Annotated in this window: 18 protein-coding genes; 11 read left to right on the top strand and 7 right to left on the bottom strand. The window is 70.8% G+C overall.

Annotated elements, in window-relative coordinates; genetic code table 11:
• Positions 1 to 4: 4 nt before the first annotated feature.
• Complete coding sequence (locus AQJ46_RS37370; RefSeq protein ID WP_318656732.1) at positions 5 to 2,005, bottom strand: S9 family peptidase; 2,001 nt, start codon at positions 2,003 to 2,005, stop codon at positions 5 to 7.
• A gap of 102 nt (positions 2,006 to 2,107) precedes the next feature.
• Between AQJ46_RS37370 and AQJ46_RS37365 the strand changes: the two genes are divergently transcribed.
• Positions 2,108 to 2,779: a phosphotransferase family protein gene (locus AQJ46_RS37365; RefSeq protein ID WP_059209793.1), complete on the top strand. Its 672-nt coding sequence runs from the start codon at positions 2,108 to 2,110 to the stop codon at positions 2,777 to 2,779.
• Positions 2,780 to 2,880: 101 nt separating this feature from the next.
• On the opposite strand, the gene AQJ46_RS37360 is transcribed toward AQJ46_RS37365, so the two are convergent.
• On the bottom strand, positions 2,881 to 3,582 hold the full coding sequence (locus AQJ46_RS37360; protein ID WP_059209792.1) for a 2-phosphosulfolactate phosphatase: 702 nt from the start codon (positions 3,580 to 3,582) through the stop codon (positions 2,881 to 2,883).
• Positions 3,583 to 3,814: 232 nt separating this feature from the next.
• On the opposite strand from AQJ46_RS37360, the gene AQJ46_RS37355 reads away from it, so the two are divergent.
• The 3 genes from AQJ46_RS37355 (at position 3,815) to AQJ46_RS37345 (ending at position 7,202) form a co-directional block, all read left to right on the top strand.
• Positions 3,815 to 4,186, top strand: coding sequence for a cupin domain-containing protein (locus AQJ46_RS37355; RefSeq protein WP_059209791.1), 372 nt, complete (start codon positions 3,815 to 3,817; stop codon positions 4,184 to 4,186).
• 341 nt (positions 4,187 to 4,527) lie between these two features.
• A complete protein-coding gene (locus tag AQJ46_RS37350; RefSeq protein ID WP_107117398.1) occupies positions 4,528 to 5,646 on the top strand; it encodes a glycoside hydrolase family 53 protein in 1,119 nt (372 codons plus the stop codon).
• A 158-nt stretch (positions 5,647 to 5,804) separates the two neighbouring features.
• Positions 5,805 to 7,202 carry a cytochrome P450 family protein gene (locus AQJ46_RS37345; protein WP_059209790.1) on the top strand — a complete coding sequence of 466 codons (1,398 nt, stop codon included), beginning with the start codon at positions 5,805 to 5,807 and terminating at the stop codon, positions 7,200 to 7,202.
• Between the two features lie 72 nt (positions 7,203 to 7,274).
• Here the strand turns inward: AQJ46_RS37345 and AQJ46_RS37340 are convergent, their stop codons facing one another.
• From AQJ46_RS37340 to AQJ46_RS37330, 3 genes are all read right to left on the bottom strand, one after another.
• Positions 7,275 to 7,943, bottom strand: a complete 669-nt coding sequence (locus tag AQJ46_RS37340; protein WP_059209789.1) for a YceI family protein — start codon at positions 7,941 to 7,943, stop codon at positions 7,275 to 7,277.
• 107 nt (positions 7,944 to 8,050) lie between these two features.
• Complete coding sequence (locus AQJ46_RS37335) at positions 8,051 to 9,643, bottom strand: solute symporter family protein (protein WP_059209788.1); 1,593 nt, start codon at positions 9,641 to 9,643, stop codon at positions 8,051 to 8,053.
• On the bottom strand, positions 9,637 to 10,071 hold the full coding sequence (locus AQJ46_RS37330; RefSeq protein ID WP_059209787.1) for a DUF485 domain-containing protein: 435 nt from the start codon (positions 10,069 to 10,071) through the stop codon (positions 9,637 to 9,639). The genes AQJ46_RS37335 and AQJ46_RS37330 overlap by 7 nt, the downstream gene beginning before the upstream one ends.
• Positions 10,072 to 10,582: 511 nt before the next feature.
• Here AQJ46_RS37330 and AQJ46_RS37325 point away from each other — a divergent pair.
• The 6 genes from AQJ46_RS37325 to AQJ46_RS37300 all read left to right on the top strand — a co-directional run bounded on the left by AQJ46_RS37325 (position 10,583) and on the right by AQJ46_RS37300 (position 20,835).
• A complete protein-coding gene (locus AQJ46_RS37325) occupies positions 10,583 to 12,124 on the top strand; it encodes an acyl-CoA carboxylase subunit beta (RefSeq protein WP_059209786.1) in 1,542 nt (513 codons plus the stop codon).
• A 25-nt stretch (positions 12,125 to 12,149) separates the two neighbouring features.
• Positions 12,150 to 13,850: a fatty acyl-AMP ligase gene (locus AQJ46_RS37320; protein WP_059209785.1), complete on the top strand. Its 1,701-nt coding sequence runs from the start codon at positions 12,150 to 12,152 to the stop codon at positions 13,848 to 13,850.
• Positions 13,847 to 17,812, top strand: a complete 3,966-nt coding sequence (locus AQJ46_RS37315; protein ID WP_059209784.1) for a type I polyketide synthase — start codon at positions 13,847 to 13,849, stop codon at positions 17,810 to 17,812. Before AQJ46_RS37320 ends, AQJ46_RS37315 begins: the two co-directional genes overlap by 4 nt.
• Before the next feature lie 22 nt (positions 17,813 to 17,834).
• Complete coding sequence (locus tag AQJ46_RS37310) at positions 17,835 to 18,758, top strand: alpha/beta hydrolase (RefSeq protein ID WP_059209783.1); 924 nt, start codon at positions 17,835 to 17,837, stop codon at positions 18,756 to 18,758.
• Between the two features lie 122 nt (positions 18,759 to 18,880).
• The gene (locus AQJ46_RS37305) at positions 18,881 to 20,113 is read left to right on the top strand and encodes a PucR family transcriptional regulator (RefSeq protein WP_059209782.1); all 1,233 of its coding nucleotides are present in this window, start codon (positions 18,881 to 18,883) and stop codon (positions 20,111 to 20,113) included.
• 80 nt (positions 20,114 to 20,193) lie between these two features.
• Complete coding sequence (locus AQJ46_RS37300; RefSeq protein WP_059209781.1) at positions 20,194 to 20,835, top strand: cutinase family protein; 642 nt, start codon at positions 20,194 to 20,196, stop codon at positions 20,833 to 20,835.
• 62 nt (positions 20,836 to 20,897) lie between these two features.
• Here AQJ46_RS37300 and AQJ46_RS37295 read toward each other — a convergent pair whose 3' ends face one another.
• Together AQJ46_RS37295 and AQJ46_RS37290 are read right to left on the bottom strand one after the other, a co-directional pair.
• A complete protein-coding gene (locus AQJ46_RS37295) occupies positions 20,898 to 22,610 on the bottom strand; it encodes a hypothetical protein (RefSeq protein WP_059209946.1) in 1,713 nt (570 codons plus the stop codon).
• A 95-nt stretch (positions 22,611 to 22,705) separates the two neighbouring features.
• Positions 22,706 to 23,665: a helix-turn-helix transcriptional regulator gene (locus AQJ46_RS37290; protein WP_059209780.1), complete on the bottom strand. Its 960-nt coding sequence runs from the start codon at positions 23,663 to 23,665 to the stop codon at positions 22,706 to 22,708.
• Positions 23,666 to 23,874: 209 nt separating this feature from the next.
• Between AQJ46_RS37290 and AQJ46_RS37285 the strand changes: the two genes are divergently transcribed.
• The gene (locus AQJ46_RS37285) at positions 23,875 to 24,246 is read left to right on the top strand and encodes an ANTAR domain-containing protein (RefSeq protein WP_059209779.1); all 372 of its coding nucleotides are present in this window, start codon (positions 23,875 to 23,877) and stop codon (positions 24,244 to 24,246) included.
• Positions 24,247 to 24,380: the final 134 nt, after the last annotated feature.

Here is a 24,380-nt window from a genome sequence, read left to right as displayed (position 1 = left end):
GACGTCACACCAGCCCGGGCCGCTTCCACTCCTCGCCGAGGACATGGTGGTCGAGGAAGTTCAGGGCGGTCTCGTACACGAGGCGCAGGTGGTTCGGGGCTCCGATCCCGTGGCTCTCGTCCGGGAAGTACAGGAACTTAGCCGGTACACCCTGGCGTTGGAGGTCGTGGTGGAGGGCCAGGGACTGGCCCACCGGGACCCGGTAGTCCTTGCCGCCGTGCACGATCAGCATCGGTGTCGTCAGGTGCTCCGCGTCGAGGTGGGGCGAGTCGGCCTCGTAGCGTTCGCGCCGGGTGCGCGGGTCGCCGTAGATCTTGCGGAAGTACGTGTGCATGTCGGTGTCGCTCTGGAAGACCTCCATGTTCCACATCCCGGCGTGTGCGACGACTGCTCTGAAGCGGTCGGTCAGGGTCGCGGCGCGGCCCGCGAGATAGCCGCCGAAGGACCAGCCGGCAAGGGCCGTTCGGCCCGCGTCCAGGTCGGCGCGGGCCAGCGCGGCGTCGGTCAGGGCGATGACGTCGCGGTAGGGCCGGCCGCCGTACTGGCCGCGTCCGCGTGCCTGCATCTGCTGCCCGTATCCGGTGGACAGGGCCGGATCGGGCAGGAGTACGGCGTAGCCGCGGGCCACGAAGGGCCAGGGGTTCCACTGCCAGGGCCAGCCGCTCCAGGACGACTGGGGTCCGCCGTGCGCCTCGACGAGGAGCGGTGACGGGTCGTCGGGCCCCGCGCCCTCGGGCAGGATCAGCCAGGCGCGGAGTGCGAAGCCGTCGTCCGCGGTCGTGTGCACCTCGGTCAACGTGCCGGGGAGGGGCCCGAGGTCGCCCGGTGCCCTGAGAACGGTGGGCTGCTGGTCGGGCTCGGTGGCATCCAGGCGGGCTACCTGGGGCGGACTGTCGAGCGCGCTGCGCAGGGCGTAGAGGATGGACCCGTCCGGCGTCACGCAGAGGGAGGAGTACGCGCCGGAGGCGGTGAGCCGGATGACCGTACCGTCCGGGTCACGGCGGAAGACCGGGCAGTGGCCCCGCTCGTCGCCGGTGAACCACAGCGTGGCGTCCCCGGCGACCGGAGAGGGTATCGCCCGTCCCGGCCAGGGCCAGTTGTCGAAGTCCGGCAGGAGATCCGTCTCTTCGCCCGATACGGGGTCGAGGGCGACGAGGGTGACCCGCCATTCCGTGTCGTACGTCTCCTCCCGCTGGCGTTGGCAGATCAGGCGCGTGCCGTCGGCGGTGAAGACCGGGCGGTGGTACTGGTGACCCGGCAGGGAGAAGGTGCGACGCTCCATGCCGGTCGCCGCGTCGGCGATCACCACCGCGTTCGTGTCCGGGGCGGTGCTCGTCGGGGCCCGCGTGTAGGCGACCACCGACCCGTCCGGGGAGAGGGCCATGTCCCCGGCCCCGGCCAGGCCTTGGCCGCCCGCGTCGACCGGCGGGGCTTCGCCACGACGGACGAAGGTGTGCGGTTCGGCGGGGCCGAGGTCCACGCCTCCGGCTCGGGTGGGGGTCGCCTCGTACAGGACCGCGGTGACGCGCGCCCGATGGCGCTCGTGGAGCAGGGCGGCGTGGGTGGCGGCATCCGCAGCACCTGGCAGGAGAGCGGCTGTCCAGGCGAGCGCGGACGCACGGGGGGCGGCGGTCAAGGCGGTCATACCGCCCGGGTGGTGGGCGATCCGCTCGGCCTCACCGTGCTCGGACAGCGCCCACAGCGCGGCTCCCGGCGGCTCGTGCGGGCCACGTTCGGAGAGGAACAACAGGCTGCCGTCGGCGGTGAAGGCGGGGGCGAAGTCGCCCGGGACGGATCCGGACACGAGACGGGCCTCGCGCTCGCCCGCCGGATCCACCTCCCACAGTTCGGACACGTACCGCGTGCCCTCGTCGTCCAGGGTCTGGACGGATGCGATGAGGCGGGTGCCGTCGGGAGCGAGGGCCAGGTCTGTCAGGCGCGGTTGTTGGACGAGGCGGTGGTGGAAGGGGCTCGGGGCGTTGACCATGGTGATCATCCTGCCCATGAAGGAGTGGGTTCCAGACTCGTCCCCTCGTTACGGCTCATGCGGAGAATGAGGCTGGGGTTGGTGTCAGCGCGGTGCGGTGCCGTGGACGATGATCGGTGGATGCGCCCGTTGAAGCACGGCTACACCAACCGCACTGTCGGCGACGGATCGATGGTGGAGAAGACCTACGAAGGGCCCGACGCGGGGATCAGGCGTGCGCGGGAGTACGCGTTGTTGACCAGGTTGCAGGGGAAGCTGCCGGTACCTCCGGTGCGTGGCCTGGACGACGGGGTCCTCACACTCGGGTTCGTGGCCGGTGCGCCGGGACAGGAACTGGTGGAGGCAGGTCACGCGGCGCAGGTCCTGGACGCCTGCGGGTTGGTCCTGCGTCGCATCCACCAGATCGCGCCGAGCGTTCTCGCGGCCGGCACGCACGATGCCGACAAGGTACTCGTCCACGGGGACTTCGGGCCCAACAACGTGCTCCTGGACCCGGTGTCCTTCCAGGTCACTGCCGTGGTCGACTGGGAGTTCGCCCACCTTGGTGACGCGGTCGAGGATCTGGCCTGGTGCGAGTGGATCGTGCGGATGCACCACGCCGAGCACCACCAGGAGCTCGACCACTTCTTCGACGCGTACGGCGGGACCGTGCCCGCGTGGCCGGTTCGCCGAGCCGCCATGCTGTCCCGATGCGCCGAGCTGGAGCAGTTCTGCCACCGAGGAGATCCGAACGGTCCAGGGGTGAGGCAGTGGCAGGAGCGCGCCGCCGAGACGGCGGGCTGGCAGGAGTAGCCCGGTGCCGGCCCGACACGGTCGTACCCGACCCGGGACAGCCGGCATCCGCCCAACCCGTGCCCGTGCACGGCAACTTCATGACGCACACCACCACGCCGTCAGGTCGAAGCCTCGACGGTCCGCGAAGGCACTGCGCAGGGACGCAGCACCATGAGCGAGTCCTCCAAGGTCGCCATCATGGCAAAGGGGAACCGGTCGAGCTCAAGACAGAGCGCGACGTCGTCAGGATGGACTCCTTGACGCACACCCTCCGCCAGCTCGGCGGCGGCGCGTGACTCGCCGGCCCGGCGGAGGAACTCGGCTGCGTCCGTGCCGGCCCCGGTGGCCCTCCGAGCGATGTACTGAGCGCAGGCCAGATCCTCCTCGGCCTGCCCGTCCTCGCCGGTCACCACGAACGTGACATCAGCGCACTTGCGGGTCTGCAGGAGTCGAGCCGTCGCCCCCGCCACGACGAAGCTCGCACACAGCACCAGCGACGCCTCCTTGACCGCGAGGGCGCCGACCGTGCCGGCCGTGGTCTTCTGCACGACGGTCCGTCCGCCGAGGTCGAGGGAACGCAGCAGGCCCGGCGAGTTGACGGTGTCGAACCCGGCCGCGGGCGGACCGTCCTTGAGCGCCACCCAGTCCGGATGGCGGCGCTTGAGTGCCAGGGCCTCGTCCAGCGACTCGGCGAGAACGATCCTTTCCGCCCCCTGGCCAAAGGCCCAGGCAGCCACCGTGAAAGCACGCATGACGTCGACCACGACGGCCACGGGCGGGGTGTCGACCAGCTGAGCGATGCCAAGGAAACGAGCGTCCATCCGGCCATGATCGCGCATGCCCGAACCGAATGCCCCGGAAAGCAGCACGCCCGCCGCCGAACTCGCCGGCATGATCAGCGCCGACGTCCAGGCCGGCGGTCGCCCAGGAACCGACGGCCTCCACGTCAGGAACGTACAAGACTGGCGGAGTCCTGGCGCGGCAGGCTCGAAGCACCGGTTGGAGGGCCTGAGAGGCCGCTCCTGGTTGCCGGCCCTTGAGGAGGGATGCCCGATGTCCGAGTCCGCTGTTCCTGTCAACCTCGCCGACAAACTGGCGCAGTTCAGCGAGCTGTGGTCGCAGAAGAAAGTAGCCGCGCTCAACGACTACGAGGTCAAGCTGGCCAAGCTGAAGGGAGAGTTCGTCTGGCACACCCACGAGGACACGGACGAACTGTTCCTGGTCATCAGCGGGCGGCTCACCATCCAGCTCAGGGATGGCGACGTGGTGGTGGAACCCGGCGAGTTGTTCGTGGTTCCCCGCGGAGTCGAACACTGCCCTCTGGCAGAGGAGGAGACCGCGATCCTGTTGCTCGAACCGGCGGGAACGATCAATACCGGTGACGCAGGCGGGCCGATGACCAAGGCGGCCGAGCTCCTCGGCTGACATCCAGGGCGTGGCGTCAGGCCGCGGCCTTCTCAAGGGGCGTCCGCATCAGCGGACGCCCCTTTTGCTGCGGATGCGACCCCTCACCAACTCGGCGACCCCAAGCGGTCGCAGAGCGCACACCGCGGCGGCGCTGCGCGGCCACCGCCGATCGCATCGGCTGGTCAAGCGTCACCCGCATAGCTCGAATCTGTGTACGTGCACAATCCAATCCCCCAACCAACCTCTCTCTAACCTCCCAGAAATGCTGCCGACACACGTATTTACAGCGCCAGCAGCACCTCCTACTGTGAACGATCACAGAGCTCATCCACATGGTCATGTCAGACAAGGAGGTCGGGATGACCGTCAAAGGTCCGCGCCGCCTCGTGAGAGCCGCCATGCTCCTGGCGGCCCTCGCCCTGCCCGCATCCCTGCTCACCACGCCCAGCGCCTCTGCCGCCGGTTCGCTCACCATGCTCGGTGCCGATGTGTCGACCGCCCAGCGCGCCCTCGACCTCGGTGCCAAGTACTACGACGCGAGCGGCACCGCCAAGGACCCGCTGGACATCCTCAAGGGCCTCGGCGTCAACTACGTCCGCCTGCGGGTCTGGAACAATCCCGCGAGCGGCTACAACAACAAGGCCAAGGTGCTGTCGTACGCGAAGCAGGTGAAGGCCAAGGGGCTCAAGCTGCTGGTCGACTTCCACTACTCGGACACCTGGGCGGACCCGGGCAACCAGAACAAGCCCGCGGCGTGGGCCGGCCACAACATCAGCCAGCTGCAGACCGACGTCTACAACTACACGTACGACGTCTGCAACAGCCTCAAGTCGCAGGGCACCACGCCGGACAGCGTGCAGATCGGCAACGAGATCAACGTCGGCATGCTGTGGAACGAGGGCAAGGTCGTCAACAACGACTTCACCAACCTCAGTCTGCTGCTCAAGTCGGGATACAACGCGACCAAGGCGTGCAACAGCGGCACCCAGGTGATCATCCACACCGCCGACGCCGACAGTGACGCGAACGCCCGCTGGTTCTACGACGGCATCAAGGCCAAGGGCGTCAGCTGGGACATCACCGGGCTGTCCTACTACTGCCCGTGGCACGGCACGATCGCCAACATGGGCAGTGTCGTGGCCGACATGAAGTCGCGCTACGGCAAGAACGTCATCATCGCCGAGACGGCGTACCCGTTCACCTCGGCCAACGCCGACAGCACCGCCAACTCCATAACAAGCGGCTGCTCGGGCTATCCGCTCAGCTGGCAGGGACAGGCGGACAACTTCACCGCCGTGCAGAACGCCGCCCGCAGCAACGGCGCGATCGGGGTCTTCTACTGGGAGCCCACCTGGTACGCGGTGACCGGCAACGGATGGGACCCGACGAACATCAACAACAGCGGCAACGGCTGGGACAACATGGCCGTCTTCAACTGGACCGGCAATGTGAACCCGAACATCAAGTGGACCCCGTAAGGGACGACGTGAACGCAGGAACGGCACCGCCGCAGGGCGGTGCCGTTCGCCGTTCCCCCGCTTCCCAAGAGCGCCGGGGCGATAATCACCCCCCGCCATGAGGGCAGCGCAGCGGGTCACATTACGCTGGCGTAGCGCCTGACCGAGGGAAGGAAGCCATGGGGGTCCAACTGAACAGCGGATCGGCAGCCGGTCACGGGTCGCTGGAGTCGATGAGTCTCGAACCGCTCATGACCCGCGACTACGAACGGGATCCGGCGATCGTGTACGAGCGTCTGCGCCGGGCGCACGGCCCGGTCGCGCCGGTCGACCTGCTGGGGGTGCCCGTCTGGCTCGTGCTGGGCTACGAGGAGGCGTTCGAGGTTCTCCGTGACGACCACGCCTGGCCGAAGGGGCTGGAGAACTGGCGGGCGCGGCGGGAAGGGCGGCTGCCCGAGGACTGGCCGCTCGCGCCGTCGCTGGACGTCAACCACGTACTGATCCAGGGCGGTGAGGGCTACCGGGGCCTTCGGGTGGCCTGGGACACCGCGCTCCGGCCGTTCCAGGATCCCCGGCATCCGGTGGCCAAGCGGCTCAAGGCGAAGATCACCCGTGACGCCGACGAGCTGATCACGCTGTTCTCGCAGGGCGGGCGCACGGGGTGGGCCGATCTGTCGGCGCAGTTCGCGCGGCCGTTGCCGTTGATGGTGGCGAGTCATCTGCTCGGCTTCCCCGGCTCGCAGCACGACGACGCGCTGATGGACATGTGGCGGGTGCTCGACGCGGGGCCGGACGCGGGGCCCGCCCTGGAGCGGCTGCTGGCGACCCTGTCGGAGCTGGGCGCGTCGAAGATGAAGGAACCCGGCGACGACTTCCCCTCCTACCTGCTCGCCTCCCATCCCGGGCTGAGCGTCGAGGAGTTGTCGCGCGAGCTGATGATGCTGCTCGGGATGACCTCGGACCATGTCGGCATCCTGATCTCCAACACGGTCGTCGAGGTCATCACCGGGAACCTCCCCGCGAGCGCCAGTCTGTCGGCGGGGCTGATCAGGGAGACCATGAACCGGGTGGTGATGCAGAAGCCCCCGCTGATCAACTTCGTGCCGCGGTTCCCGCTGACCGACATGCGGCTCGGCGAGTACACCATCGCGGCCGGCGATCCGGTGTGGGTGTCGGTCGGCGCCGCGCACGCGGACCCGGCCTTCGCGGGCAAGGTCTGCCCCGAGTCGACCATCAGCACGCGGGCACATCTGTCCTGGGGTGCGGGCCCACGGCAGTGTCCGGCCCGGGAACTGGCCGGTGGCGCGGCGGCGATCGGGGTGAGCAGGCTCTTCGAACGGCTGTCCGGGCTGGAGTTGTCGCTGCCCGTCGACCAACTGCCCTGGCGCTCCTCGCCGTTCATGCGGGGTCTGCGGTCACTCCCGGTGCGTTACACCCTTTCGGACGCGATGGCCCTGCCTGCGCCCCCTCCCCCGGCCCTCCCCGCGCCGGTCGGCTCGGCTCCGGCCGACGAGACCGCCGTACGGCCGCGTTCGTCGCTGTGGCGCTACCTCGCGGGGCTGGTGCGCCGGCACTGACGGCCCCTGGAACACCGGAGCGGGCCACGAACTCCTATGAGTTCGTGGCCCGCTCTTCGCGGTAGGGCCCGGTCAGCCGGCCGGAGGTGTGCGGATCGCGGCGATGTCGAACTGAAGGCGTACTTTCTCGCTGACCATGGCGCCGCCCTCGGCGAGCCTGGTGCTGTAGGTCAGGCCCCATTCGGAGCGGTTGATGGTGGTGGTGCCGTCGAAGCCGGCCCGTTGGTAGCCGAACGGGTCGGTGACATGGCCTATGTAGGTGAGTTCCAGGACCACGGGGCGGGTGGTCGCCTTGATGGTGAGGTCGCCGCTCATCCGGTACACGTCGGGGCCGACCGCCTCCACGGCGGTGCTGACGAACCGCATGCGCGGATAGGTCGCGGCGTCCAGGAAGTCACGGCCCACGAGGTGGCCGTCGCGCTGTTCCACGCCGGTGTCGACGCTCCCGGTGGAGATGACGATCTCCGCCTTCGAGCGGGACGGGTCACGGCCGTCGAAGTAGAGGCGGCTCTGGTACTCCAGGAACGCCCCGCGCACGGTCGTCACCATCGCGTGGCGTACGGAGAAGCCGATCCTGCTGTGTGCGGGGTCGATGGCCCATTCCCCGGTCAGGGCCGCCAGTCCAGGATCGGGAAGGACGGCTGTGGCAGTGGCCGACGACCCGGTGGGGGGCTGGGTGACGGCGGCGGGTTCCGTGCGGTCCGCGCGACGGAACGGGGTGCCACGGTTGAACAAGTTCATACATCACCTAATTACTGCACGGGAGTTGTTGCCGCAACCCATGATCTGCCGTCGACGAAATATCCACGCATTCGTCACACGATTCCCGGAAGGTGGGAGGAAATTGGCTAGTCGGCCCCGACGAGAGTGCGCACTTCGAAGTCCTCGTAGGTCTCCTTCGTTTCCGGAGGGCTGAGTATCGAGCCCAGCCAGCCGAGGAGGAAACCGGCCGGAATGGAGACGATTCCGGGATTCTGCAAGGGAAACCAGGCGAAATCGGCGTCCGGGTACAGCGAGGCGGGGGCGGAGGAGACGACCGGGGAGAAGACGACGAGGAGGACCGAGGTGAGCAGACCCCCGCAGAGGCTGAGGAGGGCGCCCTGAGCGGTGAACCGCCGCCAGAAGAGGCTGTAGACGAGGGTCGGGAGGATGGCGGAGGCTGCGATCGCGAAAGCGAGGAAGGCGAGGGTCGCGGAGTTGGCGCCCCAGGAGATCAGGGCGAGCGACATGCCGAGGATGCCGATGACGGCCGCCGAGAGCCGGGCCACGGCCAGCTCTTCCGTCTCCGTCGCCCTGCCCTTGCGGATCACCTCGCCGTAGAGGTCGTGGGCGAGCGAGGAGGCGGCGGCCAGGGTGAGGCCCGCGGCGACCGCGAGGAGGGTGACGAAGGCGAGACAGGACAGCAGGGCGGTCAGGATGGCGCCGCCCAGTTCGTGCGCCAGCAACAGCACGGCCGCGTTCCCCGTGCGGTCGTTCTCCGCGATGGTGTCGCTGCCCAGGACCGCGGTGGCACCGAGGCCGAGGATGCCGGCCGCCAGGCAGACGAGGCTGACCAGGCCCATGGCCCACACCACCGAGGTGCGCAGGACGTCGACCGACTTCGGGGCGAGCAGGCGCATCATCACGTGCGGGAGAGCGGCGAGGCCGAGGACGATGGCCAACTGCAGGCTGAAGAAGTCGAGTTTGCTGGTGGCACTGGCGCCGTAACGCAGTCCTGGCTCCAGGAACCGCGCGCCCTGCCCGCTGTTGTCCGCGGCGGCGGCGAGCAGGTTCTCGAAGTTCCAGTCGAAGCGGTGGAGCACCATCACGCCGGCCACGGTGACGCCGCAGATGAGCATGACCGCCTTGACGACCTGGATGAAGGTGGCGCCGGGCATGCCTCCGATGGCGGCGTAGACGATGACGACGGTGCCGATGACGATGACGCACAGGGTGCGGGTGGCGGCACTGGGTTCGCCGGTGAACTGGGTCAACAGGGCGACGCTGCCGACGAGTTGGGCTACCAGATAGAGGGTGGTGACGGCCAGCGTGCACAGGGCCAGGGCGAGGCGGACCGGCCGCTGCATACGCGTCAGCCGTACGGCCAGGGTGTCGCCGAGGGTGAACTTGCCGGTGTTGCGCAGGGGTTCGGCGATCAGCAGCAGGACCATCATCCAGGCGACCGCGGTGCCGCACAGGTAGAGGAGTCCGTCGTAGCCGGTCAGGGCGACCAGGCCGGTGCTGCCCAGGAGGGTCGCGGCCGACAGGTAGTCGCCGCACATCGCCAGTCCGTTGCGCAGCGGGGACATGGCGCGGTTGCCGAGGTAGAACTCGCCGATCTCGTCGCGTTGGGGTGCGGTGAGCAAGGCGGTGAACAGGGTCACCACGACCACGGACAGGAAGAGCACGAGCGTCAGCTGCAGGCTGAGGCGGTCCACGACGGAGGCGCCGAGCGTCACCATGGGCGGTACTCCTCACCACGGGCGGCGGTGCGTGCCTCGAAGGCGGTGCGTTCGCGTTCCGCGGTCTCGTGGTGACGGGCCAGCCCGCGCAGACCGCGGACCACCGGGGTGACCCGGGTGCGCATGTGCACGAGGTAGCGCCACACGATCACGCCCATCAGCACGAACTGCCCAAGACCCAGCGCGAGTCCGACCGTGAGATGGCCGCTCACGGAGGTGTTCATCAGGCCGGGCACGAAGCTGGACAGCAGGACGTACAGCAGGAAGCCGCCGACGGCGACGGACGTGGCCCGGACACCGAAGCGGCGGTGGCTGCGGCGCAGCGACTGATACGCGGGCTCGCGGGACACCGATTGCCGGTCCGCCGGTTCGGGGCCCGTTTCGTAGGGGGGCGGCGGCCCGCCGAGCCCCGTGGAGTGCCGTGACACATGCACCTTCTTTACTGCCGCGCCGGTCGTGGCATCAATGGCACGCCGGAGTCGTGCTCGTGCGGACTTGTGGGGGGTTTCGTGAATCTGGAATTCACGTGCTTCGAATTCGCGCTTGACGACAAGCCTGGTGAGGCGGTCGGCCGGGGAGTCGGGGGTGGCGACGAGGCCAGGACCGGGATTGTTGCAGCGCCCCCGTTGAACTATCAACCGGCCGGTCGAACCGAATCGGTGAACTGACTCATTCACGTGCTTCGGCACTCGTACTCGCCATCCGGCAGCCTGCGAAAAGGCCGACCTCAGGAATAGGTCTGCACCTTCCCTCCGGCCAGGTTGTCTCAAATGCAGTGCACAGGAGGCGTTCCGCCGCGCGCATGGGCCCTTGTCACGCACGGACTAAGGCCGGCCCCTCGGGACTCACCTCGCGCAAACAGAACGGCGTTGGGCTCGGCCCGCCGCGGGGGCGCTGCCATATTCGAAGGCCACTTCGGAGGTGGCTGTGACACTAGAGGTGACGACGACACGTCTGCCGGACCGCACCGCCGACCGCGTCCTCGCGCTCGAGGCCCGACGGGCGCAGGCCGTGGCGGGGAACGGGCCGAGAAGACGGGGCAAGTTCAGTGCCCGGGAGCGGATCGACCTGCTGCTGGACCCCGGATCGTTCACCGAGACCGGTCTGTTCGTACGCTCCCGGCCCATCGGGGACGGTGCCCGTCGTCCCTACGGCGACGGGGTGATCACCGGGTGCGGCACGATCGACGGCCGTCCTGTCTGCGTGTTCGCCCAGGACTCCACGGTCTTCGGCGGCAGCATGGGCGAGGCCTTCGGCGAGAAGACCGTGGCCCTCATGGATCTCGCCCTGCGGACGGGCTGCCCGGTCATCGGGCTCAACGACGGGGGCGGCGCCCGCATCCAGGAGGGTGTCGTCTCGCTCGCCCTCTACGCCGAGCTGGTGCGCCGCAACGTCCAGGCGTCCGGGGTGATCCCGCAGATCTCCGTCGTCCTGGGCCCGTGTGCCGGCGGGGCCGCCTACTCCCCCGCCATCACCGACTTCACCGTGATGGTGGACGGCGCCTCGCACATGTTCGTCACCGGTCCCGACGTCATCGAGGCGGTCACCGGGGAGCGCACCAGCGCCGAGGAGCTGGGCGGCGCCCGCACCAGCAACTCCCTCAACGGCAATGCCCACTTCCTCGCCGCCGACGAGACGGAGGCCCTGGACACCGTACGGGAGCTGCTGTCGTACCTGCCCGCCAACAACCTGGAGCGGCCGCCGCAGTACGCTCCCCTGCCACCGCCCGCCGACGTGCCGCTCGACGAGATCGTGCCGGACCGGCTCGGGCAGGCGTACGACATGCGGGACATCCTGCGGGCGGTCGTCGACGACGGTGAACTCCTGGAGGTCCAGGAGCTGTTCGCGCCGAACATCATCTGTGCGCTGGCGCTGGTCGAGGGGGCGCCCGTCGGCGTCGTCGCCAACCAGCCCTCGCATGCGGCCGGCGTGCTGGACATCGACGCCTCCGAGAAGGCGGCACGTTTCGTACGGTTCTGTGACGCGTTCGGCATTCCCCTGCTGACCTTCGCCGATGTGCCGGGCTACCTCTCCGGGGTGCGGCAGGAGCAGGCCGGGATCATCCGGCGCGGCGCCAAGCTGCTGTACGCCTACGCCGAGGCGACCGTGCCGAAGGTGACGGTGGTGGTGCGCAAGGCGTACGGCGGCGGGTACGCGGTGATGGGCTCCAAGCACCTGGGTGCCGACATCAATCTCGCCTGGCCCACCGCACGGATCGCGGTGATGGGAGCCGAGGGCGCGGTGGGTGTCCTGCACCGGCGTGAACTCGCCGCCGCCGAGGACCCCGAGGCGCTGCGGGCCCAGCTCGTGGACGCGTACGAGAGCACGCACGGCACGCCCTATCTCGCTGCCGAGCGCGGGTACGTCGACGCCGTGATCGCCCCGCGCGACACCCGTGACCACATCTGCCGTGCCCTGCGTGCGCTGCGCGGAAAGCGCTCCCCGATGCCGGAGCGCCGGCACGGCAACATCCCGCTCTGACCTGCTTCGCGAGGAGACCTGCCCGATGGACAACCGCCGTCCCCCGCTCGCCCCCGCGTTCCGGAGCCTGCCGGAGTACGTACACCACTGGGCCCAAGCCACCCCCGACCGCCGGGCGTTCACGTTCGTCGACCATCCCGCCCCGGATTCGCGTGGCGTCCACCGCACGCTGACCTGGCGCCGCCTCGACGTGCGCGTACGGGCGGTGGCCGCCCGGCTCGCCGAGGAGGCCGAGCCCGGGGCTCGGGTCGCACTGCTGTGCCCCCAGGGGCTGGAGTACGTCACCGGGTTCCTGGCGACGCTCGCCGCCGGCCTCATCGCCGTACCGCTGTATCCGCCCGGTCTGCCGGGTCAGGGGGACCGGCTGACGGCGGTCCTGGCCGACGCACGGCCCTCGGTCGTCGTGACGACGAGCCGACACGTGGGTGAGGTACAGGAGTTGTGCGACCGGGTCGTCGCCGTGGACCAGGTTCCTGACGCCGCCGCGCGAGACCTGGAGCCGGCCGACGCGGAGGTCGCCTACCTCCAGTACACCTCCGGTTCGACCCGTACCCCGGCCGGCGTGGAGATCAGTCACGCCAACGTCGTCGCCAACGCCCGTCAGGCGCTGAGCGCCTACGGTGCCGATGCCCATCCGGTGACGTGCGTGGGCTGGCTGCCGCTCTACCACGACATGGGACTCGTCCTGAGCATCGCCGCCCCAGTCGTGCGGGGGCTGCTGTCAGTACTCATGGACCCGGTCGCCTTCCTGCACGAACCCGCCCGCTGGCTGCGGCTGTTGGCCGCGCATCCGCGCGCGCTGAGCGCGGCGCCCAACTTCGCCTACGACTACTGCGCCTCCGCGGTGACCGACGCGCAGAAGGCGGAGCTGCGGCTGGACGGGGTCGCCGCGCTGATCAACGGCAGTGAGCCGGTCCGCCCCGGCACGGCCGACAGGTTCCAGGCGGCCTTCGCCGGTCAGGGGCTCGTCGCGCAGACCCACTGTCCCTCGTACGGGCTCGCCGAGGCGACCGTCTTCGTCAGCGCCGCCCGGCCCGGGGAACCGTTGCGGCGGTTCGCCCTCGACCGGGACGCGCTCGCCCAGGGGAAGGCGCTGCCCGCGCGCCCCGACGATCCCCGGGCCGTGCTGCTGGCGGGCTGCGGCACTCCGGCGGGGCAGCAGGTCCGCATCGTCGATCCCGCCTCCGGCGACCGTCTGTCCGAGGGTGAGGTCGGTGAGATCCAGGTGCGCGGTCCCAACGTGGGCCGCGGCTACTGGAACCAGGAGGAGCAGACCCGGCGCGTCTTCGGAACCGACGGCCGGCTGCGCACCGGTGACCTGGGAACGGTCCTGGAGGGGCAGTTGATCGTCACCGGTCGGCTGAAGGACCTGATCGTCGTCGACGGACGCAATCACTATCCGCAGGACCTGGAGGCCACCGTCCAGGACACCCATCCGGCCATCCGGCGCGACCGGCTCGCCGCGTTCGGGGTCGCGGGCGGCTCCGGTGAGCGGGTGGTCGTGGTGGCCGAGCACACGCGGACCACGAGCCTCGCCGAGATCGACGTACCGGCTCTGGTGCGGGCCGTGCGTGCGGCCGTCTCCGGACGGCACGGGGTGCGTCTGGCCGACGTCCTGCTCGTCCCGCCGGGCACGGTGCCGCGGACGTCGAGCGGCAAGGTGTCGCGGGCGCTGACACGTGAACGGTATCTGACGGGTGTGTACGCGGCGGACGGCGCCGCGTGAGGGCCGTGGACGCGGGTGCGGTACGCCGCCTGGTCGCGGAGCGGGTCGCCGCGTGGACCGGTACCCACGTCGCGGAGGTCGCGATGGACCGGCCGCTGGCGGATCTCGGCATGTCCTCGCGGGACGCGGTCGTGCTGGCCGGGGAACTCTCCCGGCTGACGGGACGGGAGCTGCCGGCGACGTTGCTGTGGGAGGCGCCGACCGTGGAGGCTCTGGTGGCGCACTTGTGCCGCACGCCGTCGCCGACCACGCCGTCGGTGCCCGCCGTGGTGGCTCCGCCCACCTCGGAGCCCATCGCCGTCATAGGGCTCGGCTGCCGTCTCCCCGGCGGCGTGCACGGCCCGGCCGACTACTGGCGACTGCTGACCGACGGCGTCGACGCGATCGGACGGGTCCCCGAGGACCGTTGGCGCGACTTCACCCCCTTCCCGCCCGAGGACGCGCTCCCCCACGGCGGCTACCTCGACGACATCGCCGGGTTCGACGCGGACTTCTTCCGGATCACCCCGCGCGAGGCCGCCGTGATGGACCCGCAGCAGCGGATCCTCCTGGAGGTCGTCCACGAGACCCTCGCCCATGCCGCCGTCCCGGCCGCGTCCCTCGCGGGCACCGCCACGGGTGTCTTCGTCGGGGTCTCCGCCCCGGAGTACGGCTCGCTGACCGGGGCCGACCCGGCGGCCGTCGATCCCTGGGCGCCGGCGGGCGGTGCGCTGAGCGTGACCGCGGGCCGGCTGGCGTATGTGCTGGACACCCGTGGGCCGAGCATGGCCGTGGACACCGCCTGCTCTTCCTCGCTGGTCGCGGTGCATCACGCCTGCGTGAGCCTGCGCACGGGCGAGAGCGACACGGCGATCGCCGCGGGCGTCAACCTGCTGCTCTCCCCCACCGTCACCGTGGCGTTCCGGCGGGCGGGTGCCCTCGCGCCGGACGGCCGGTGCAAGCCGTTCTCACCGGACGCCGACGGCATCGGCCGCGGTGAGGGCTGCGCGGCGGTGCTCCTGAAGCGGCTGTCCGACGCGGAGCGGGACGGCGATCGGGTGCTCGCCGTCATCCGCGCCACCGCCGTCAACTCCGACGGCCGCTCCAACGGCCTCCTCGCCCCCAACCCGGCCGCCCAACAGGCCCTCCTGACCACCGCGTACGCCCGGGCCGGGCTCACCCCCGCCCACGTCGACTACGTCGAGGCGCACGGCACCGGCACCCCGCTCGGCGACCCGATCGAGGCGGGCGCGCTCGGCGCCGTCCTCGGTGCGGGCCGTGACCCCGACCAGCCGCTGCTCCTCGGCTCCGTGAAGTCGAACCTGGGGCACCTGGAGTCCGCCGCGGGCATCGCCGGGCTGGTGAAGACCGTGCTCGCCCTGCACCACGACGTCATCCCGCCCTCCCTGCACTGCTCCGAGGGCAGCGCCCTGGACGACGTGCGGCTGCGGGTGGTGTCCGAGGACGAGCCGTGGCCGCGGTACGGCGGTACGGCCACGGCCGGGGTCTCCGGGTTCGGGTTCGGCGGCACCAACGCCCATGCCGTGCTGGAGGAATGGCGACCCGGCGTGCTGCCCGCGCGACCGGGCGAGGAGCCCGGGGCCCGGCTCCATCTCCTGTCCGACGTGGACGAGGAGCGGCTGCGGGACACCGCGGCCCGGCTCGCCGACTGGCTCCGGACGGCGGCCGCGCATCCCGCCGACGTGGCGCGCACGCTGGCCGGACGGACCGGCCGCGGAGGTGTGCGGGCGGCGGTGGTCGCCCGGGACCGTGCCGAACTCGCGGACGGGCTGGACGCGTTGGCGCAGGGGCGACCGCACGGTCAGGTCGTGACCGGTGAACGTGACCTCGTGGGACCGGGCCCGGTGTGGGTCTTCTCCGGGTACGGCAGCCAATGGGTGGGAATGGGACGCCGGTTGCTGACCGAGGAGCCCGCCTTCGCCGCCGCCGTGGAGAAGCTCGACGCGGAGTGCGGGCTGTCCCTGTACGACCGTCTCGCGTCCGGGAGCGCACTCGACCGGCTGGAGGTGGCCCAGCCCGTTCTGTTCGGACTCCAGGTGGCGCTGGCCGAGTTGTGGCGTTCCTACGGCGTCGAGCCCGCCGCCGTCATCGGTCACTCCCTGGGTGAGGTGGCCGCCGCGGTGTGCGCGGGTGCGCTGGACGTGTCGGAGGGTGCCCGGATCGTCGCCGTACGGGCCGAACTGCTCAGCAGGCTGCAGGGCGGGGCCATGGCGGTCGTCGACCTGGACGACGGTGAACTCGACGTGCTGGCCCGGGACTTCCCCGGTGTGCATGTCGCCGTTCACTCCTCGCCCGGGCAGAAGGTCGTCACCGGTGAGGAACCGGCGGTGGCGCGGCTGGTGCGATGGCTGGAGCGGGAAGGACGGGCGGCTCGGTCCCTGCGGGTCGTCGGTGCCGGGCACTCGCCCCAGGTCGAGCCGCTGCTCGCTGAGTTGACCGAGTCCTTGGCCGACGTGGGAGGCAGAGCGCCCCTCGTGCCGGTCTACTCCACCGTCCTGGACGACCCGCGCGGCGACGGTGTCTTCGACGCCGCTCACTGGGCCGCGAACCTGCGGCGGCCCGTGCGGCTGGACCGGGCCGTCGCCGCTGCCGCCGCCGACGGTCACACCGCCTTCGTCGAGATCTCGCCCCACCCGGTCCTGGCCCGGGCCATCACCGACAACGTGCCCGGTGCCCTCACGATCGGCTCGCTCCGGCGGGAAGCCGACGGATGTGCCGACTTCCTCACGCAGGTGGGGACCTTGTACTGCGCGGGCGGACGGCTGCCGCTGCCGCCGGGGCGGGTCGTCGACCTGCCCGCGCCGCGCTGGAAGCACGTGCGGCACTGGTGGACGGACGGGCGGGGGTCGGCACCCACGAAGACGCGGTGCGAGGTGCCTGCCGACCTTCCGGCAGCGGCGTCCGCGAGAACCCGGGCCGAGGTGCCCGAGGACACCACCGTCGCCGCCCGCCTGTGCCACCACATCGCCGCGGTCACCGGCCACCCCGCGGGCCGGGTCACTCCCGCCGCCGCGTTGGCCGACCTCGGGCTGGACTCGCTGATGGCGGTCCGTGTCCGCACCGCCGTCGAGCGCGAGTTCGGCATCGAGCTGCCGCTGCGCGACCTGCTCGGCGCCACCACCGTGCAAGAGCTGGCCGACCGTGTCCGGCCGGGGCCGGTACGCCCGCTGCGCGTCACCGCCGGCCGTCCCCCGCTCTTCCTCGTGCACGCCGCCGGCGGAACGACCGACGTCTACCGGGCACTGGCCGAACGGCTGGGCGAGAAGCTGTCGGTGTACGGTCTCGAACGCCTCGAAGACGCACCCACGGTGACCGAGAAGGCGCGCCGCTACGCCGAGGCCGTCACCGCCGTCCACCCCGACGGGCCCTGTCTGCTGGGCGGTTGGTCCTTCGGCGGCTTCGTCGCCCAGGAGACCGCGCGGCAACTGACCGCGGCGGGGCGGGACGTGGAGCTCGTGGTCCTCATCGACTCCGTACGCCCCCTCCCCCAGCCGGACCGGACACCGGCCGAACGGCTGCGCGCCCACTTCGAGGGGTTCGCCGGACACGTCCGCGACGCCTACGGTGTCCGGCTCGAGCTGCCGTACGACGACCTCGTCGCGATGGACGACGACGGAGAACGCATCGACACCGTGCTGGAGATCCTGCACGCGTCCGCCGATGTGCCGCCCGCCGCTTTGGAGCATCAGCGCTCCTCCTACCTGGACCTGAGGATCGGCGAGGCCCACCGGCCAGGCCGTCACGACGGGCGGGTGGTCCTGTACCGGGCCACGGAGCCCGCTCCGCACACCGTGCGTGACCCCGCCTACGAACGCGACGACCAGACGCTGGGCTGGGACGAGGTGTGCCCGCGCCTGACCGTCGTACCGGTCGCGGGACACCACCTGTCGCTGCTCGACCCGCCGCACGTCGACGAGATCGCCGCCCGTCTTCGGCGCGAGCTCGCCGAAGTGACCCGCTGAACGTGATCCGAGGAGAGCCGCCATGCACCGTCGCACCACCGGAGTGTCCCGACGTACCGTCACCAAGGCCGCGGCCGGTGCCGGTCTGGCCGTCCTGTTCGGCGCCCGGACCGCCGCCGCACTGGGGTCACGCACCGTCGACGTGTCCGTGTCCTCCGCCGCCCTGGGCCGCAGTGCGCCGGTGCGGCTGATCCTGCCGTCGGGCTTCGGTTCGCAGCCCACCCGCACCTACCCCGTGCTGTATCTGCTGCACGGCGCCCACGACGACTACACGTCCTGGACGCGGGAGACGGACATCGAGGCGTTCACCGAGGGCCGGGACCTCATCGTGGCGATGCCCGACGCGGGGCCCACCGGGATTCCCACCTCCTGGCGCGGCGGGCCCGACTACGAGACCTTCCAGCTGAAGGAGGTTCCGGCGCTGCTCGCCCGGGACTACCGGGCCTCCGGAGTGCGGGTCGTCGCGGGGGTGTCCACCGGCGGCTACGGCGCCATGGCGCACGCGGCACGGCACCCGGGCATGTTCACCGCGGCGGCCTCCTACAGCGGGATCCTCGACACCATGGCGCCCGGTGTCCCCACCCTGATGGACGCCATCGTGGCCCGCGAGAACCTGGTGCCCACGTCGTTGTGGGGCAATCCGTTCCTGAACCTGCTCACCTGGCTCGACTTCAACCCGCGGAACCGGGCCGCGGGACTGCGCGGCACCGCCCTGTACGTCTCCAGCGGCAGCGGGCTGGCGGGAGGCACGGGTGACTGGCTGCCCGAGGCCCTGGAGAGCGCCCTGTGGCCCTCCGCCCACAGTTTCACCGACACGCTCGCGCTGCAGCGCATCCCGGTCACCACACACTTCTACGCGGGAGGAGGGCACAGCTGGGCCTACTGGAAGCAGGAGTTCACCGCGTCGTGGCCGATGCTCGCCCGAGGTCTGGGGGTGCCGCAGTGATGTCGGTACCGTCGGGACACGGAACGCAACGCAGGGGTCGTCCGTCCAACACAGGACTTACCCCTCGCCCCACGGGCAACGGCCCGCGGGTGAGCCGCTTCCGGGTGAAAGGAGGGCCCCCCTTGGCCACCCCCGCCCCGCACGGCGTCCCGGAGGGCCGCGGCGCCGCCGCGGTCCCGCCCGACCTGGCCGAACTGCTGCGCGCCCAGCTGGAGGAGGTCGCCGACGAGGTCGAGGAGGAGGTCCGCCGGCAGGTGCCCGAGTACGCGCGCCCGGCCGACGGCACCTACCGCGAGAACCTCAGAGCCGGCGTGGTGCAGGCGCTGACCTTGTTCGTCGACCACATCGCCGACCCGCGCGGCCGCGGTGACGCGATCGCGGCGACGTACTACGAACTCGGGCGCGGTGAGGCCCTGGAGGGGCGCAGCCTGGACGCGTTGCAGTCCGCGCTACGGGTCGGCGGGCTGCACGCCTGGCGCCTGATGGGCCGTACGGCCGAGCAACTCGGCCTCGACTCCGCGGTGGTCACGGCGCTGGGCGAGCTCGCCTTCCGCACCGTGCACGAGGTCGCGGAGGCGGCTGCGGCCGGGTACTCCGAGGCCCGCGCGCACAACACGGACGAGCTGGAGCGGCGCCGCAGACGCCTGCTGGACCTGCTGCTCGGCGAGGGGCCGGTCGCACCCGCGGCGGTGCAGGACATGGCGCACGGTGCCCGGTGGTCGGTGCCCAGGCAGGTCGCGGTCGTCACGCTCGCGGCCACGCCGGACCACCGGGAGGAGGAGTGGCCGCTGGCCGCCGCGGGGGCACTGGTGGACATGGAGTCGCGGCCGCCCCGGATGCTGATCCCCGACCCGGACGGCTCCGGGCGCTTCGGGGGCCGGGCGTTCAGCCTCGCGTTGCGCGGGCGGCCGGCCGCGATCGGGCCGACGGTGCCGCTCGCCGAGGCCGCCCAGTCGCTGCGCTGGGCCACCCGGGCGCTGGGATTGATGGGACGCGGGATCCTTCCCCGGCAGGGGGTGGTGCGCTGCGCGGACCACCTGTCGACCCTGCTGCTGCACAGCGACGAGCCGATGCTCGACCAACTGCGGGGGCGGGCCCTCGCACCGCTCGACACGGTGTCGGAGGGGCAGCGCGAGCGGCTCGCCGAGACGCTGCTGGCGTGGCTGCTCAGTGGCAGCAATGTGCCCGACGTCGCCGCCCGTCTCCATGTCCATCCGCAGACGGTGCGTTATCGGCTGCGTCAGCTGGAGAAAGTATTCGGTGACGCCCTGCACGATCCAGGCGCCCGTCTGGATCTCATTCTGGCACTCACCACGGCACAAAAGAGCGAGGAGTTTCTGAATTCCCGTCCATAACACCGGGCGCGGTCAAGCGAATAAGTTTCGGGACGTCCTTTCCACAGGCGTATCACACGCCCCACCCTCAAAGGATCCCCATGCGTATTCGCTTGTACCTCGCCGCGCTCTCGCTGGTCGGCGGCGCCGGTGTGGCCACCGTCTCCGCACCATCGGCATCCGCCGCGGCCTGCTCGGACATCGACGTCGTCGCCGCTCGCGGCACGTTCGAGCCGGGGAACCTCGGCCTGATCGTCGGTGACCCGGTGTACTCCGCCCTCCAGAAGAAACTCACGGGCCGGAATGTGACCAGCTACAAGGTGAACTACCCCGCGGACCTTTCCCTCACCTCGGCCGCGCAGGGCAACGCGGATCTGGTGAACCACGTGAACAGCCAGGCAGCCGCCTGTCCGAATCAGCGTTTCATTCTGGTCGGCTATTCGCAGGGCGCGAACGTCGTCGACAACTCCATCGGTATCAGCAGCGCCGGTGCGGTGGTCGGAAGTCCGATCGTGGCCACCATTCCCGCCGCGCTGGAGTCACGGGTGGCCGCGGTGCTGCTGTTCGGCAACCCGATCCGGGCGATCGGCAAGAGCGTCACCGGCACGTACCAGAGCCGCACCATCGACTTCTGCGCCAAGGGTGACCCGGTCTGCGAAGCGGGAGGCAACGACACGCTGGCGCACCTCGGCTACACGGCCAACGCCGACGCGGCGGCGACCTTCGCCGCGGGCAAGGTCTGAGCGACGGCACGCGGAAGGGCCCGGGAGGAGTTTTCCTCCCGGGCCCTTCCGCGTGCGTCGGGCTATCGAGGTGTGCGGGCGAACCCCGTCAGGGCGGTGGACACCGGCTCGGGCCGGCCGTTGTTCTGGACCGGCGCCGCGGTCAGCACGTCGAGGTGCTGGTAGCCGTCCGCGACCACCGGGTGCAGGTCGGCGGGGACCCGGCCGGCGAGCAGTCCGTCGCCCGCGAGGACCGTGAGCGTCGGGTTGGCGGTGAGCCCGTCGGGGTGCACGACGAGCCGCTTCACCTGCGGGGAGGTGGCCAGTTCGAGGTCGGTGACCAGCTTGGTCGGGAAGTATTGCTCGGTGAAGTCCAGCGGCTGAGCGGCCATACTGCGCGCCAGCTCCTGGATGTCGGTGACCTCCTTGCCCGCCGCGGTGAACGGCGTCCCGTCCGACGACCGGTACCCGGGGTCGTCCGGATCGCCGACCCGGTCGTAGTTGCGCCAGGTGTAGAGCGGACCGTGCGGCTCGGCGGGAATGGCCTTGTACTCGGTGCCGAAGAGGCCCGGCTGCGACGAACTGCCGTTGGCCACGGGGAAGTTCTTGTCGGTGATGGGCCCGCCGTCGAAGAAGCCCACGCTGCTCTGGAGGAACGCGAGCGGCACGGACTGATCGTCCATCAGCGAACCGAGGATCGCCTCGTTGGTGAGCCGGAAATCCTTCACCGCTGGTGAGCCGGTGAGGAAGGTGGCGGTGTCCTTGGAGAACAGGAAGCGGTTGGTGGCCTCGATGTTGGTGTTGGCGGGCAGGTAACTCGGCAGGTCGGCCTCGCCGCCCGGATTCTGCAGGGCGCCCACGCCCGCGATGGCGAGCAGGGTCATGGTCTCGGGGTTGAGCAGGACGGGCGCGGACAGCGAGCGCGGGAGCAGTGCGCTGTCGAGTCCGGCCTGGACCACGCCGTAACCGAGGCCCACGTCCGGCAGGTTGGTGTCGTCCGGGATGCTGCCGCTCAGGTCGCCGAGCGAGGTGGAGACGGTGGTGTCGAGGGCGAAGTAGCCGGCGCACTGGTTGTGTCCGGCGTCGGCGGTGGTGGCGGGGTCGCCGTCGAAGTCGGCGGTGGCGAAGTACCCGGTGATGACACCGCCGAGCGAGTGGCCGCCGCACAGCACCTTGTCCTTGCGGACGCCCTGGTCGGGCAACTCGGCGGCGAGCAGGGTGTATTCGTCGCGTACGGTCTGCTCGATGCCGAGCTTCGCCATCCATCCGAGCTTGTCGTTGCCGACGAACCCGGCGAAGGTGCGGCCCTGGACCTGTTTGCCGCGGTAGTAGTAGTCGACGGCGGTGTGCTGGTCGCCGGAGGCGATTCCGGTGCGGTCCTCGAGGCAGTTGGAGCGCCGGTCCAGAGCCCAGAACTCGATGTGCCGGCCCTGCTCGGCGGCGCGGGTCACGGTGTTGCGGGCGACGCTGTCGAAGGCTCCGGCGCCCTCCAGGATGCCCGGTTGGGCGACCAGGACCCGGTCGGCGTCCGCCGAGGACGCGGGCCCCGACGAGGACCGGTAGCGCAGATACGACAGCCACTCGCACGCCTCCGGACGGGCCCCGAAGGACGCCGGAAGGGGTGCCTTCACGCGTACGACGGTCTCGGTCACACCCCCGCTCGTCCCGACGGGGGTCTCGGTCCTCGCGCTGTCCGCGGACGCCGACGGGGTGAACGCCCCGGTGGTCAGCAGCACCGCCAGCGCCGCGACACGGAGCGTCCTAGGGGTTCTTCCTCTGCTGCGACTCGTGTTCATGCTGGGACCGTAGGGCTGCGCGGGCACGCCTCTCGGCGGTTGCTCACAAGAACGCAGGGCCCGGTGGACGCTTTGTCACCAGCCGCAGAGGGGCGTCAGCCGTCGTGCAGGGTACGGCGCGGTGAGCGGTCGTAGGAGTGCCGGTAGAGGGTGGCGAAGCGGCCCGGGTGGTAGAAGCCCCAGCGGGCGGCGATGTCGGTGACCGTGGCTCCGTCCTCGGGGTCTGCGGCCGCCAGCTCGTCGTGGGCGTGGGACAGGCGGGCCTGCCGGAGGTACGCGAGCGGGGTGCTGTCCAGGTGCCGGCGGAAGGCGTACTGCAGCGCGCGGACGCTGATGTGGGACGCCTCCGCGATCTGGGCGACGGTGAGGGGCCGGTCGGCGTGGTCGTCGATGTAGGCGAGGGCGCGGCGCAGTGCGGCGGGGTGGGCGTCCTGGCGCTCGGAGCCGGTGGGGTCGGCGGAGGCCGTGTGGGGGAACGTGGCCAGGACGGTCGCGGCCAGGTGCTGGGCGGCGGTGGAGGCGACGAGCGGCTGGTCGGCGACCGCGGGATCGGACAGCACGTGGTCCTGCACATAGCGGATGGTCGACCGCAGCCGGTCGCCCGCGGCGGGGGTGTGCGGCCGGTGTCCGGTCAGCCGGACCGGTTCCGGGCGCCGTCCGCCCGTGGCACCCGCGACCTGGGTGAGCAGCTCCGGGTCCAGCATGGTGATGTTGTAGCGGGCCGCTTGGATGCGGCCCGCGTAGGACAGTTCCGGAGGAGCGAAGGACACCACGTCGCCGGGGCCGAAGGAGTCCGAGACACCCTGGTAGACGTGGTCCTCGATGGTGCCCTCGTGGACGACGCACAGGCAGATCCGGCCCAGCGGGGTGACGGCGTAGCTCATGTCGAAGTCCAGGTCGAGTTCGTCGACGCTGACCGAGTCGATGGCACTGCGGTGGATCCTGGCACGACTGCTGTCCGAGGTACCGCTGCCGATCCGCATCTTCGCGTAGGCGTGACTGAGGAATTCCTCAGTACGGTCCAGGTCGTCGCTGTCGAACGTCAGCGTCTCCATCGCAGCCAGGTCCTCCCGCTCTCGGCTCGGCTCCTCTTCGCACATACCCGCGAATCCCACGATGCTTCGCGACCGCGTTTCGTTTTCTGTCCTTCCTGGTCACAAGGTGTGCGTCCGGTGGCTCGTCACGGACGGTCCCCTCCGTCGAGGCTGGAGGGATAGCGACCGCGGAGGTCGCCGGGCAACAGAGGAGAGGGCGACAGGACTGCATGCCGCAACACGAAGAGCTGGTTGAGAAGATCGAAGAACTCCAGGAGGAAATCGCCCAGCTCCGGCAGGCTCTCGTCTCGCACGCCGTCGTCGACCAGGCGATCGGTGTCGTCCTCGCCCTCAGCGGTCTCCGTCCCGACCAGGGGTGGGAGGTCCTCAAGACCGTGTCCCAGCGCACCAACACCAAGCTGCGGGACGTCGCCCGGCACGTCGTGCGCTGGCCCGACCTGCGCAGCCTGCCGTCCGAGATCCGCCCGGCACTGCGCATCGCGCTGGCCGAGGCCCACGCGGCGCACGGAGGCCGGTCACTGATACGGCAGGAACAGCGGTGCAAGACCTACGGCAGGGCCCCCTCCGGGAAATCCGAGTGACGGGCGGGGACACCTGTGCGTACCGTTGACCGCATGGAGATCAGCAGCTGTACCCACACCGCAGCCGCGCGAGCGACCAGCTCGCCGGCTGCCGACGCCTGACCTCCCCCACTCCCCCGGCGGCCGGAAACGGA

The organism is Streptomyces canus, from assembly GCF_001514145.1.
Classification (GTDB): domain Bacteria; phylum Actinomycetota; class Actinomycetes; order Streptomycetales; family Streptomycetaceae; genus Streptomyces; species Streptomyces canus.
This window is presented reverse-complemented; position numbering and strand designations above follow the sequence as displayed.